14 protein-coding genes are annotated in these 11,264 nt (G+C 70.8%); 7 read left to right on the top strand and 7 right to left on the bottom strand.

Annotation, left to right across the window (positions count from 1 at the left end; all coding sequences use genetic code 11):
• Window positions 1-6: 6 nt before the first annotated feature.
• Both AB0J69_RS20580 and AB0J69_RS20575 read right to left on the bottom strand, forming a co-directional pair.
• Complete coding sequence (locus AB0J69_RS20580; RefSeq protein WP_364119217.1) at window positions 7-633, bottom strand: LysE family translocator; 627 nt, start codon at window positions 631-633, stop codon at window positions 7-9.
• 21 nt (window positions 634-654) lie between these two features.
• Window positions 655-1,515, bottom strand: a complete 861-nt coding sequence (locus tag AB0J69_RS20575; RefSeq protein ID WP_364119214.1) for a LysR family transcriptional regulator — start codon at window positions 1,513-1,515, stop codon at window positions 655-657.
• A gap of 110 nt (window positions 1,516-1,625) precedes the next feature.
• On the opposite strand from AB0J69_RS20575, the gene AB0J69_RS20570 reads away from it, so the two are divergent.
• Entirely contained in the window at window positions 1,626-2,156 is a 531-nt protein-coding gene (locus tag AB0J69_RS20570) for a cysteine dioxygenase family protein (RefSeq protein WP_364119212.1), read from the top strand.
• On the opposite strand, the gene AB0J69_RS20565 is transcribed toward AB0J69_RS20570, so the two are convergent.
• Window positions 2,135-2,782: an alpha/beta hydrolase gene (locus AB0J69_RS20565; RefSeq protein WP_364119209.1), complete on the bottom strand. Its 648-nt coding sequence runs from the start codon at window positions 2,780-2,782 to the stop codon at window positions 2,135-2,137. The genes AB0J69_RS20570 and AB0J69_RS20565 overlap by 22 nt on opposite strands.
• 107 nt (window positions 2,783-2,889) lie before the next feature.
• Here AB0J69_RS20565 and AB0J69_RS20560 point away from each other — a divergent pair, with 107 nt between their 5' ends.
• The 3 genes from AB0J69_RS20560 to AB0J69_RS20550 all read left to right on the top strand — a co-directional run bounded on the left by AB0J69_RS20560 (window position 2,890) and on the right by AB0J69_RS20550 (window position 4,387).
• A complete protein-coding gene (locus AB0J69_RS20560; protein ID WP_364119207.1) occupies window positions 2,890-3,390 on the top strand; it encodes a pyridoxamine 5'-phosphate oxidase family protein in 501 nt (166 codons plus the stop codon).
• 191 nt (window positions 3,391-3,581) lie between these two features.
• A complete protein-coding gene (locus AB0J69_RS20555; RefSeq protein ID WP_364119204.1) occupies window positions 3,582-4,172 on the top strand; it encodes a helix-turn-helix domain-containing protein in 591 nt (196 codons plus the stop codon).
• A gap of 26 nt (window positions 4,173-4,198) precedes the next feature.
• Window positions 4,199-4,387, top strand: coding sequence for a hypothetical protein (locus AB0J69_RS20550; protein WP_364119201.1), 189 nt, complete (start codon window positions 4,199-4,201; stop codon window positions 4,385-4,387).
• Here the strand turns inward: AB0J69_RS20550 and AB0J69_RS20545 are convergent.
• The gene (locus AB0J69_RS20545; protein WP_364119198.1) at window positions 4,381-4,782 is read right to left on the bottom strand and encodes a nuclear transport factor 2 family protein; all 402 of its coding nucleotides are present in this window, start codon (window positions 4,780-4,782) and stop codon (window positions 4,381-4,383) included. The two genes, AB0J69_RS20550 and AB0J69_RS20545, sit on opposite strands and share 7 nt — an antisense overlap.
• A gap of 90 nt (window positions 4,783-4,872) precedes the next feature.
• On the opposite strand from AB0J69_RS20545, the gene AB0J69_RS20540 reads away from it, so the two are divergent.
• Window positions 4,873-5,406, top strand: a complete 534-nt coding sequence (locus AB0J69_RS20540) for a helix-turn-helix domain-containing protein (protein ID WP_364119196.1) — start codon at window positions 4,873-4,875, stop codon at window positions 5,404-5,406.
• On the opposite strand, the gene AB0J69_RS20535 is transcribed toward AB0J69_RS20540, so the two are convergent.
• The 3 genes from AB0J69_RS20535 to AB0J69_RS20525 all read right to left on the bottom strand — a co-directional run bounded on the left by AB0J69_RS20535 (window position 5,407) and on the right by AB0J69_RS20525 (window position 8,377).
• Window positions 5,407-6,321 carry a CU044_5270 family protein gene (locus AB0J69_RS20535; protein ID WP_364119193.1) on the bottom strand — a complete coding sequence of 305 codons (915 nt, stop codon included), beginning with the start codon at window positions 6,319-6,321 and terminating at the stop codon, window positions 5,407-5,409. It abuts the gene before it with no gap.
• 3 nt (window positions 6,322-6,324) lie between these two features.
• Window positions 6,325-6,906 (bottom strand): RNA polymerase sigma factor, encoded by a 582-nt coding sequence (locus AB0J69_RS20530; RefSeq protein WP_364119190.1) that lies wholly within the window; start codon window positions 6,904-6,906, stop codon window positions 6,325-6,327.
• A gap of 115 nt (window positions 6,907-7,021) precedes the next feature.
• Entirely contained in the window at window positions 7,022-8,377 is a 1,356-nt protein-coding gene (locus tag AB0J69_RS20525; protein ID WP_364119188.1) for a dipeptidase, read from the bottom strand.
• Window positions 8,378-8,648: 271 nt separating this feature from the next.
• Between AB0J69_RS20525 and AB0J69_RS20520 the strand changes: the two genes are divergently transcribed.
• Window positions 8,649-10,031 carry an aspartate aminotransferase family protein gene (locus tag AB0J69_RS20520; protein WP_364119185.1) on the top strand — a complete coding sequence of 461 codons (1,383 nt, stop codon included), beginning with the start codon at window positions 8,649-8,651 and terminating at the stop codon, window positions 10,029-10,031.
• Between the two features lie 67 nt (window positions 10,032-10,098).
• Entirely contained in the window at window positions 10,099-11,208 is a 1,110-nt protein-coding gene (ald, locus tag AB0J69_RS20515) for an alanine dehydrogenase (RefSeq protein WP_364119182.1), read from the top strand.
• The last annotated feature ends 56 nt before the right edge of the window (window positions 11,209-11,264 follow it).

Here is an 11,264-nt window from a genome sequence, read left to right as displayed (position 1 = left end):
GGCTTGTCAGGCCTTCTCGGTGGTGAGCCAGGCCGCCAGCCCGAGGTAGACGACCCCGCTGCCCACATCCAGCCGCCGGCGTACGCGGGCCGACCCGCGTACCCGTCCCGCCAGGGCCGAGGCGAGCATCGCGTACGTCCCGTCCGACGCCATGCCCAGGACGATCCACAACAGCCCGAGCAGCAGGATCTGCGGCCCGACCGGCCCCGCCTCCGGGTTGGTGAACTGCGGCAGGAACGCCACGAAGAAGACGGCGGTCTTGGGGTTGAGCACATTCACCACGAACCCCTCCCAGAACAGCCGCCGCCTCGACTGCGCCTTCACCTCGATCGGCTCGTCGCCGTCGCCCCGGCGCATCAGCTTGCGTACGCCGAGCCAGACCAGGTAGGCCACGCCCACGTACTTGACCACGGTGAACGCCGTGGCCGAGGCCGCCAGCAGCGCGCTGATGCCCAGCGCCGCGGCCGCCACGTGGACGACCGAGCCGGTGTGGACGCCGAGCACGGAGATCAGGCCGGCGCCGCGACCCTGGGAGACGCTCCGGGTGACGATGTAGAGGACCGCGGGTCCGGGAACCACCAGCAACCCGAGTGTGAGCGCGCAGAATATGGCGAGTGTCGAAATGTCCGGCATGGGGCCATGGTAGGCGTGGCGTCAAAGGCTTTCCTGGAGGGCTGCCAGCAGCGCTTCGGTGGCCGGCGGGTGTGGCGGCTCGCCGTAGACGGCGGCGTACACGTGCCTGGTCGACCCCGGCACCTCCGCCACCTCCACCTCCGGGTGGCGATGGGCGGCCAGCGCGAGCCCGGGCAGCATCGTCAGCCCCAGCCCGGCCGCGACCAGCGCCTGCACGGCCACGATGTCGTCGCTGGTGAAGGCGATCCGCGGCTCGAACCCTGCCTTCTCGCAGGTGTCCAGCAGGTGGCTGCGGCACCGGTCGCACCCGGCGATCCAGGCCGACTCGGCGTGCTCGGCCAGCCCGCCCGCGGGCCCGCTCGACACCAGGTAGCTGGGGTCGTCGAGCAGGTGCACCATGTGGATGCCGCTGTCCTCGGGGGCGGTGTCGTCGTAGCGGAACATGACCGCGACGTCCACCCGCCCGGCCCGCAGCAGCCGCAGCGCCTCCGGCGGCTCGGTCTCGGTGAGCTGCAGGCGAAGCCCCGGATGCGCGCCGGCCAGCGACCTGGCCGCCTTGGGGATGAACGTCCCCAGCGCGGACGGGAAGGCCGCCAGCCGCACCCGCCCGGAGCGCAGCCCCACGTGCGCGGCCAGCTCCTCGGCGGTGGCGTCGAGGCGGCCGATGATCTCCGCGGCCCGCTCGGCCAGCAGCCGCCCCGCCTCCGTGAGTCGGATGCCGCGCCCGGCACGCTGGACGAGCTTCGCCCCGGTCTCCGCCTCCAGCCGGGCCAGGTGGTGGCTGACCGAGGGCTGTGAATAGTGCAGCTCCTTGGCCGCCGCGGTCAGCGAGCCCTTGCGGGCCACCGCGACGAGGACGCGCAGGCGTACGACGTCGAGCATTCATCAATCGTATCTATAGATCGGCCAGAAGACTTCTGTTGGACCTATCGGTCGAAATGCAGGACCGTGGAAGGGGAAGGCCGATTGCTGATTTTCCCTAGGGGAATACCATGAATATCGCCGTAACCACAGCCACCAGACCCGGGCTCGGCATCCTCGTGGCGGGGGTGTCGCGGATCGTCGACCGCCGGCTCGGCCGCCGCGAGACCGCCCTCGCCGTCGCCGCCCTGCTGCGCGACCACCTCCCCGGGCGCGACATCCTGACGCCCGAGGAACGCGCGGGCTCGCCCGACCGGTACGCCAGCCACGTGCTGCACGCCGAGGAGGGCTTCTCCATCGTCGGCGTCGTGTGGCGGCCCGGCCAGGACACGGTGATCCACGACCACGTCTCGTGGTGCACGTTCGGCATCCTCAGCGGGATCGAGCACGAGACGCTCTACCGCGACATGGGCGACCACCTCGTGGAGATCGGGCGGGCCGACAACCGGCCGGGGGAGGTCAGCGGGTTCGCGCCGCCCGGGGACATCCACAAGGTGCGCAACACCAGCGCGGAGGTCGGGGTGTCGCTGCACGTGTACGGGGCCGACGTGGCCAGGCTCGGCAGCAGCGTACGCCGGGTCTACGACCTCCCGATCAGGTAACCCTCCAGCCGGTCGGCCAGCTCCCGGGGCCTCGCCAGCATGGGAGCGTGGCCGCCGTCGATCTCGTCGGGCGTGATGCCGAGCCGGTCGCGCACGACCCGGCGCATGAACTCGGGGGTGAAGAACCGGTCGTCCCGGCACAGCAGGAACCTGGTCGGCACGTCCGGCCACGCGCCCAGCGGCCACGGCTCCAGCACCGCCTTGTCCGCATGGGAGCGCCCCCGGGAGAGGCACTCCTCGGCGAGCTCCTTGGGCACGTCGTGCAGGAACAGCTCGATCGTGTCCATCTCCGCCTGCTCGAACCCCGTGTTGCCCCACCACTCGGACGGCGGCTCGCCCGGGACCGGGACCATGGCCGTGACCAGCACCAGGAGCTCGGCAGGCGTCCGCGCGCAGACGAGCGGCCCGACGAACCCGCCCCACGAATGCGCCACGACGACCAGGTCGCGGCGGCCCCCGACGGCTTCGACCACGGTGTCGGCGTGGTCGAGCAGGCCCGCGTTCTCGTCCTCGACCGGCAGGTCCACCGCCACCACGTCATGCCCGCGACCGCGTAGCTCGGGCTCCAGCAGGTGCCAGTCCCAGGCGGAACCTCCGCCACCGTGGATCAGCGCGAACGTGGCCATGTTGCGATACCTCCGAAGTCAGGCGACACCCCATCCTGTCCCGGCCGATGAGTTCCCGGCGCCGGCCAGGTCTGTCCATTGACGACCGTCGCACCGAAGGAGTGACCATGGAACCGACCACCCGGCTGGACGCCCGCTTCAGCGCCGAGAACGCCGCCCCGACGTCCTGGGCCGAGGCCCGCGACCAGCTGGAGCGCGCGGAGACGTACTGGCTGAGCACCGTACGCGCCGACGGCCGCCCGCACGTCACCACACTGCTGGCCGTCTGGCAGGACGACGCGCTCTACTTCTGCACGGGCGCCGAGGAGCAGAAGGCCAGGAACCTGGAGGCCAACCGCAACTGCGCGCTCACCACCGGCGCCAGCGCCCTGCACGAGGGCCTGGACCTGGTGGTGGAGGGTGTCGCGGAGCGGGTCACGGACCCCGGCAAGCTCAAGCGGCTGGCCGGTGCCTGGGAGGCCAAGTACACCAGCGAGTGGCACTTCGAGGTCGCCGACGAGGGGTTCGTGAACACCGCCGGCGGGGTGGCCCTGGTCTTCGAGGTGGCGCCGGCCAAGGTGCTGGGCTTCCGCAAGGGCGACTACGCGCAGACACGCTGGCGGTTCTGAGCCGCTCAGGCGCCCGGGGCGATGATCAGGGAGCACTTGGCCAAGGTGGCCGGGCTGCCGTTCCAGGACTACGGCCGCGAGAACATCTTCGTCCCGGCCGGCATGAAGGACTCCGGCTATCCGCAAGGTGTAGAAAATAAATTTGCGCAAACTATATTGCGCAAATTTTCTTTCCTACTTACCCTGCTGTCATGGCCCCCACCGAGAAGACCCATCGCGTCAAGGACCTCGACACGCTCAAGGCCCTGGGCCACCCGCTGCGCATCCAGCTCTACCGCGCGCTCCACGTCGCCGGCACGGCGACCGCCTCGCAGCTCGCCGACCAGGTGGACGAGGCGGTGTCGCTGGTCAGCTACCACCTGCGCAAGCTGGCCGCGCACGGGATCATCGAGGAGGCCGAGGGGCGCGGCGGGGACGCCAGAGAGCGCTGGTGGCGACCGGCCGCCACCAGCATCGCCACCCGGGAAGAGGACTTCAGCGACGCCCCCGAGCGCGCCGCCGTCCACACCGCGGTCTCGCGCGTGTTCGCCCGCCAGCGCGGCGAGCTGTACCAGAGCTATCTCGACACGAAGTCCGCGTGGAGCGACGACTGGCGGAACGCGGCCTTCAGCTCCGAGCACTGGCTGGCGCTCACGGCCGCCGAACTGGACGAGATGGGGGCGGAGCTCAACGCGCTGGTCCGGAGCTGGCGGCGGCGCGGCGAGGCGGCGCGGGAGGCGGGCGACACGGAGGGTCGGGAGAACGTGGCCGTGCATGCGTACGGCTTCCCGTTCCGTACCTGACAGCCCTGATCGGGAGGAGAGAGCCGATGAATCCGGACTTATACCTGTACGTGGAGCGGGTCCGGGCCCGCGAGCTGCGAGCCGACGCCGAACGCGACCGCCTCACCCGCGCCGCCGCCCCGGGCTCGGCGGTCCGGGCCTGGGAGACGCGCCTGGGCTGGGCACTGGTGGCGGTGGGCCTGCGGCTCGTGCAGCGCCGGGCCGTCGACTACTGAGCGAGCCCGAGCTGGTGGCCCATGGCCACCGTGTCCCTGATGGCCCAGTGCTCCACGATCCGGCCGTCCCGTACGCGGATCAGGTCCATCCCGCGCACCTCGTAGCGCCGGCCCGAGGCCGTGTGGGTGCCCCGGCTGAGGTAGACGTTGGCCGACAGGTCGCCGTCGTGCACGTTCTGCTCGACCTCGACCGAGACGTCGTGGAAGCCCGTCTCCCCGGAGGCCGTCCGCTCCCACTTCTCCCGCCACGCCGCCAGGCCGTGGTGGTCGCCGTCCGTGCCGCCCCGATGGTCGATCACGTCGGGGTCGATGAGGGCGAGCGCCTCGTCCATCCGCCCGGCCAGCGCCTCCGGGTAGAGCTCCAGGATCCGCCGATGCACCTCCGCAGCCGTCATGGCGACCCTCCTTCCAGCTAAGTGGGGAACTCCCCGTTTATGGTTCACGGCTACAGTAACCGGGGACTTCCCCACTTAGCAAGGAGTCAGATGGGATCGTCTCGGCCGCTGCGGGCGGATGCGCAGCGCAATCGCGACCTGCTGCTGGCCGCGGCGGCCCGGGTGTTCGCCGAACGCGGCACCGACGCGCCGCTGGACGAGGTCGCCCGCCGCGCCGGAGTCGGGAACGCCACCATGTACCGGCATTTCCCCACCCGCTCCGACCTGCTCGTCGCCGTCTACGCCGACGAGGTGGCCCAGCTCTGCGCCGGCGCGGAGGAGTTGCGGGCGGCCGGGTCGCCGCGGGAGGCGCTGCACGAGTGGTTGCGGCGGTTCATGGACCACCTCACCACCAAGCGCGACCTGGCCCTGGCCGCCTCCCACGAGACGGCCCGGCACGCCGAGTGGCATCGATCGATGCTCGGCGCCGCCTCCGGCCTGCTGGAGGAGGCCAAACGAGCCGGTGACGTACGCGCGGACCTGGACGTACGCGACCTGCTCACGCTCGTCAGGGGCATCACCCTGGCCGCCGCGGACCGGGCCCAGGCCGAGCGCCTGCTGTCCCTGGTGAACTGGCGGGCCTGATCACGGCACGTCGCCCGCCCGGTCCACGATGCCCGACCCGAGCACCGACATCCCCACGGCCTCGCCGTCGTTCACCACCTTCATCCCCATGTAGTGGTAGTCCTCCGGATCGAGGACGTAGTACGCCTTGACACCGTCCCCGGCGTCGAACACCACCCCGACGCCCTGGCGCCCGTCCAGGTCGGTGGTGCCCTGCTCGATCGACACGTGCGGGATCCTGGCCAGCGCCCGGTACATCCCCGCGACCGTCTCCGGCGGGATCATCGGCCCGAACTTCATGTACCACCCGATGGTCCCGAACGCCTTGACGTCGTCCTCGATCTCGGGGGCGCAGTTCGGCCGGCAGATCGACAGGGGGAACCGCTCCCTCTCCAGCCCGCGGAAGTGGGCCAGCAACGCGTCGGGGTCGGAGGGCAGGCTCTCCACCTCCCGCTGCGTACGCCCGACGTGTGTCGGCCCCTTCTCCGCGGCCCCCACCTTGAGCTCGCCGCCCTCCTCCCTGATCGCTTCCCGGCGTCCGTCCATCCGCGCCCACGACTCGAACGCCGGCAGATCGGCGCCCATGTGCTGCGATTCCTTGAGGTAGAACCACTGGTCGGGCCGGATCTCCGTGGCCGGGCTCCGTACGGCGACGAGCGCCGCCTGTTCGAGCACCGACGTGGTGCCGTCCCGCTGTGCCGACACGGCCGGCTGCGTGCGTACCTCGCCGGCCCGCGGCTGGATGACGGCGACGGCCGCGGCCGCCAGCACGCAGGCCCCCGCCACCGTCAGCCCCAGCCGGTACGCGGGCCGCCGGCGCCGCCTCGTCACCGGAACGGCCGTCAGCTCGGCAAGCCTGCGCTCCACCCCCGTGACGTCCGGCCGCTCGGGCACCTCGCTGCGCATCTCCCTGAGGAGCTCGATCTCGTTCACCATCACTCATCCCTCGTCCACGACGGTCGGATCGGCACCAGCGAGCACCCGGCGCAACTTGCCGCGAGCCCGGTTGACCCGTGACCGCACGGTCCCCACGGGAACGCCCAGCGCCACGGCGGCCTCCTCGTACGTCAGCTCCGTCCAGGCCACCAGCAGCAACGTGTCCCGATGCTTCTGGGACAGCCCCGCCAGCGCCTTCGCCAGCCGCCTGCTCGCCGCGCCCGCGGCCACCCGCCGCTCGACCTCGTCCGTGAACGGCTCGGTCACCGAGTCGGCCCCCGTCCGGCTCAGTGCCCTGTACAGGCCGATCTCGCGGCGGCGGTGCCGGCCGATGAGGTTGGTGGCGATGCCGTACAGCCAGGAACGCTCGTCACCGAGGCCGCGGTCGTACGTGTCCAGGCGCTGCAGGGCCACCGCGAATGTCTCGGCGACGATGTCGTCAGCCGGTTCCACGCCAAGCCGCCGCACGACGTAACGCTTGAGCTCGGGGGCGTGGTCGACGAACAAGGTGGCGAACCGCTCGGGTTCGTGCCGGGGCACCGCGTCCACCGCGCCACCGCCGCCCGCCCGGCTCTCGTGTCGCATGTCTTGCCTCTCGGGTGTCTCTGGTCATGACACGAGTAATTGCCGCGAACGGGGACGGCGGTTCCAAAAAAGATCAGCCCACCCGGTAACCGGGTGGGCTGACGGTGCGGGCGGTCTACACGCCCAGGGCCGAGGGCAGGCTCAGCTCCTGCAGGAACAGCGCCTCGGTGGTCGCCACCCTGCGCAGCTCCTCCAGGTCCACCCGCTCGTTCGGCGCGTGGATGGCCGCCTCCTCGTCCTCCGCCCCGAACAGCAGGATCTCCGCCGCCGGATACTGCTTCAGCAGCGTGTTGACCAGCGGGATCGAGCCCCCGGCGCCGACGTCGCGCGGCGGGCGGCCGAAGGCGCGCTCCATGGCGCGGTTCAGGGCCGCGCGGGCCTTGCCGCCCGAGTCGGCCTGGAAGCCCGACCCGACCGTGAAGTCCCCGAACGACACCTGCACGTTCCACGGCGTCACCTGGCGCAGGAACTCCACGACCGCGTTCACCGTCGTCTTCGGGTCGCCGGCCGGAGGTACGCGGACCGTCACCCGGGCCCGCGCCGCCGGCTGGACGGCGTTGACCGCGCCCGACACCGTCGGCACGTCCAGCCCCGTGACCGTGATCGCGTACGAGGACCACAGCCGGTCCGCCAGCGAGCCCGAGCCCACCAGCGACACCCCGTCCAGCACCCCGGCCGTCTTCCTGAACTCCTCCTCCGACGGCCCGTGCCCGAGGAACGACCCCCGGGGCAGCCCCGGCACGCGGATGTCGCCGTTGTCGTCGTGCAGTGAGGTCAGCATGCGCATGAGCGCCGCCAGCGCGTCGGGGGCCGCACCGCCGAACGAGCCGCTGTGCAGGGCCTCCCGCAGCGTACGGACCTCGATCGTGAAGGCGGCCATCCCGCGCAGCGAGGTCGTGACCGCCGGGTCGCCCACGCGCGGGTTGCCGGTGTCGGCCACCACGATGGCGTCGGCCCGCAGCAGGTCGGGGTTGCGCTCGACGAACGCCTCCAGCCGGTCGCCCGCGTATTCCTCCTGGCCCTCGATGATGACCTTGATGCCCACCGGGAACCGGCCCTGGAAGGCGCGCAGGGCGGTGATGTGCGAGATGACGCCCGACTTGTCGTCCGCGCAGCCCCGCCCGTACAGGCGGCCGTCGATCAGGGTCGGCTCGAACGGCGGCGTCCGCCACGTGGCCGGGTCCCCCGCCGGCTGCACGTCGTAGTGCGCGTAGAGCAGGACCGTGGGCATGCCGGGAGGCGCGGGCGCCTCGCCGTAGACGGCGGGGAAGCTGCCCTCGACGGCAACCTGCTGCACGCGCGGCAGGCCGGTGGAGCGCAGGAGCTCCTCCGTCATGGCGGCGGCGGCGAACACGGGCTCTTCCGGGTGCCCGGGGAAGGCCACGGAGGGAATGGCGGCGAGCCGCTTGAGCTCCTCGATGGCCTGTGGCATCGCGGCGGAGACGGCGCTCTCGATCTGTTCAGGAGTCACGGGACGGTCCCCCGGGGGTTGTTCTAACGGTTAACAACAATTCATAGCGGTTGACAGCAGTTTGCTCTCATTGGATCACAACAGCCCCCACGCTGCGGAAACGGGGCGGGCACAGCCTTGACCCGCGCGCTAATCTACTGCGGATTTCGTTGTTGTTACATACCGGTTCTGCGGATCTCGATTTTCTTGCATAGTGCTGCGACCGATTCGCTTGGCAAACCGCAGGTGAGCATGCAGACTGTGGGGAGTTCAGACACGAGGGAAGATAACCATGACGCAGCCGGAACACGACGTCCTGAAGGCCGCGCAGGACAACCTGTGGTTGCACTTCACCAGGCACAGTGCCTACGAACAGTCAGAGATCCCGACCATCGTGCGCGGTGAGGGGTCGTACATCTACGACATCCACGGCAAGCGCTACCTCGACGGCCTGGCCGGCCTCTTCGTGGTCCAGGTGGGCCACGGTCGCCAGGAGCTGGCCGAGGCCGCCGCCAAGCAGGCCCAGGAGCTGGCGTTCTTCCCGCTGTGGTCCTACGCCCACCCCAAGGCGGCCGAGCTGGCCCAGCGACTGGCCTCCCACACTCCCGGCGAGCTGAACCGCGTCTTCTTCACCACGGGCGGCGGCGAGGCGGTCGAGACCGCCTGGAAGCTGGCCAAGCAGTACTACAAGCTCGTCGGCAAGCCGCTCAAGCACAAGGTCATCAGCCGCCAGATCGCCTATCACGGCACCCCGCAGGGCGCGCTGTCGATCACCGGCATCCCGGCGTTCAAGCAGATGTTCGAGCCCCTCGTGCCGGGCTCGGTCCGCGTGCCCAACACCAACCACTACCGCGCCGACGAGATCACCGGTGTCCCGGGCATGACGCCCGAGCAGTACGGCATCTGGGCCGCCGACCGGGTGGCCCGCGCCATCGAGATGGAGGGCCCCGACACGGTGGCCGCCGTCTTCGCCGAGCCCGTCCAGAACGCCGGCGGTTGCTTCCCGCCGCCTCCCGGCTACTTCCAGCGCCTGCGCGAGATCTGCGACGAGTACGACGTGCTGCTCGTCTCCGACGAGGTCATCTGCGCCTTCGGCCGGCTGGGCACCATGTTCGGCGGCCAGAAGTTCGACTACGTGCCTGACATCATCACCTGCGCCAAGGGCATGACCAGCGGCTACTCGCCCATCGGCGCCATGATCGCGCACGAGCGGCTGTTCGAGCCGTTCAAGGACGGCGACACCATGTTCGCCCACGGCTACACCTTCGGCGGGCACCCGGTCTCCGCGGCCGTGGCCCTGGCCAACCTCGACATCTTCGAGCGCGAGGACCTGCTCGGCCACGTGACGAAGAACGAGCCCCTGTTCAAGCAGACCCTCGACGACCTGCGCGACCTGCCGATCGTCGGCGACGTGCGCGGCTCCGGCTACTTCTGGGGCATCGAGCTGGTCAAGGACAAGGCCACGAAGGAGACGTTCGACGCGGCCGAGTCCGAGCGGCTGCTGCGCGGCTTCCTGTCGAAGGCGCTGTTCGACGCGGGCCTCTACTGCCGCGCCGACGACCGCGGCGACCCCGTCATCCAGCTCGCCCCGCCGCTCATCGCCGGCCAGAAGGAGTTCGACGAGATCGGGTCGATCCTCCGCGGCGTGCTCACCGAGGCGTGGGCGCGCCTCTAGGCCCCGCCTGAGAACCACCCCTCAATCCGGCACGACGATGTGCCGGTTCCCGAAAGGATCCACCGCAATGAAGATCGGCGTCCCAGCCGAGGTCAAAAACCACGAATATCGCGTCGCCGCCACTCCGGCGGGCGTGCACGAGCTGGTGCGCAACGGGCACGACGTCACCGTTCAGCGGGGCGCGGGCCTGGGCTCGCAGATCACGGACGAGGAGTACCTCGCGGCGGGTGCGAAGATCATCGACAGCGCCGACGCCGTGTGGGCCGAGGCGGACATGGTGCTCAAGGTGAAGGAGCCGATCGCCGAGGAGTACCACCGGCTGCGCGAGGGGCTGGTGCTGTTCACGTACCTGCACCTGGCCGCCTCCCGCCCCTGCACCGACGCGCTGCTCGGCGCCCGGACCACGGGCATCGCGTACGAGACCGTGCAGGTGGGCAACGCCCTGCCGCTGCTCGCCCCGATGTCGGAGGTCGCGGGCCGGCTGGCGCCGCAGGTGGGCGCGTACAACCTGATGCGCTTCAACGGCGGCCGGGGCGTCCTGCCGGGCGGCGTGCCCGGCGTGGCCCCGGCGAAGGTGGTCGTGATCGGCGGCGGCGTCTCCGGGCTGAACGCCGCCCAGATCGCCGTCGGCATGGGCGCCGAGGTCACCGTCCTCGACACCAACATCGACCGCCTGCGCTTCATCGACGCCATCTACCAGGGCCGGCTCAAGACGCTGGTCTCCACGCGGTACGCGATCGAGCAGGAGGTCCTGCAGGCCGACCTGGTCATCGGCGCGGTGCTGATCCCCGGCGCCAAGGCCCCGACGCTGGTCTCCAACGACCTGGTCGCGCGCATGAAGCCGGGCTCGGTGCTCGTCGACATCGCCATCGACCAGGGTGGCTGCTTCGAGGACTCGCGTCCGACCACGCACGCGGAGCCGACGTACAAGGTGCACGAGTCGGTCTTCTACTGCGTGGCCAACATGCCGGGCTCCGTGGCCAACACCTCCACGTACGCCCTGACCAACGCGACCCTCCCGTACGCGGTCAAGCTGGCCAACCTGGGCTGGCGCGAGGCCCTGAAGGTCGACGCCGGCCTGGCGGCCGGGCTCAACACGCACGACGGCCTGCTCACCAACGAGCCGGTCGCCGAGGCGCTCGGCCTGGCCTACACCCCGGTCGCCGAGCTCGTCTGATTGTCGGCGGTGGAGGGTACGGTTGCGCCACCGTACTCTCCACCATCCCTTGAGAG

Source organism: Nonomuraea sp. NPDC049709 (assembly GCF_040674815.1).
In the GTDB taxonomy this organism is placed as follows: Bacteria; Actinomycetota; Actinomycetes; order Streptosporangiales; family Streptosporangiaceae; genus Nonomuraea.
Note: the sequence above shows the minus strand (reverse complement) of the source record. Positions and strands in the feature narration are given on the sequence as shown.

Coding starts and splice junctions, on each gene's coding strand:
- AB0J69_RS20555 (WP_364119204.1), top strand. CDS start 3,582: ATGGCCCCCACCGAGAAGACCCATCGCGTCAAGGACCTCGACACGCTC.
- AB0J69_RS20530 (WP_364119190.1), bottom strand. CDS start 6,906: ATGCGACACGAGAGCCGGGCGGGCGGCGGTGGCGCGGTGGACGCGGTG.
- AB0J69_RS20545 (WP_364119198.1), bottom strand. CDS start 4,782: ATGACGGCTGCGGAGGTGCATCGGCGGATCCTGGAGCTCTACCCGGAG.
- AB0J69_RS20570 (WP_364119212.1), top strand. CDS start 1,626: ATGAATATCGCCGTAACCACAGCCACCAGACCCGGGCTCGGCATCCTC.
- AB0J69_RS20560 (WP_364119207.1), top strand. CDS start 2,890: ATGGAACCGACCACCCGGCTGGACGCCCGCTTCAGCGCCGAGAACGCC.
- AB0J69_RS20565 (WP_364119209.1), bottom strand. CDS start 2,782: ATGGCCACGTTCGCGCTGATCCACGGTGGCGGAGGTTCCGCCTGGGAC.
- AB0J69_RS20535 (WP_364119193.1), bottom strand. CDS start 6,321: ATGGTGAACGAGATCGAGCTCCTCAGGGAGATGCGCAGCGAGGTGCCC.
- AB0J69_RS20540 (WP_364119196.1), top strand. CDS start 4,873: ATGGGATCGTCTCGGCCGCTGCGGGCGGATGCGCAGCGCAATCGCGAC.
- AB0J69_RS20550 (WP_364119201.1), top strand. CDS start 4,199: ATGAATCCGGACTTATACCTGTACGTGGAGCGGGTCCGGGCCCGCGAG.
- ald (WP_364119182.1), top strand. CDS start 10,099: ATGAAGATCGGCGTCCCAGCCGAGGTCAAAAACCACGAATATCGCGTC.
- AB0J69_RS20580 (WP_364119217.1), bottom strand. CDS start 633: ATGCCGGACATTTCGACACTCGCCATATTCTGCGCGCTCACACTCGGG.
- AB0J69_RS20520 (WP_364119185.1), top strand. CDS start 8,649: ATGACGCAGCCGGAACACGACGTCCTGAAGGCCGCGCAGGACAACCTG.
- AB0J69_RS20575 (WP_364119214.1), bottom strand. CDS start 1,515: ATGCTCGACGTCGTACGCCTGCGCGTCCTCGTCGCGGTGGCCCGCAAG.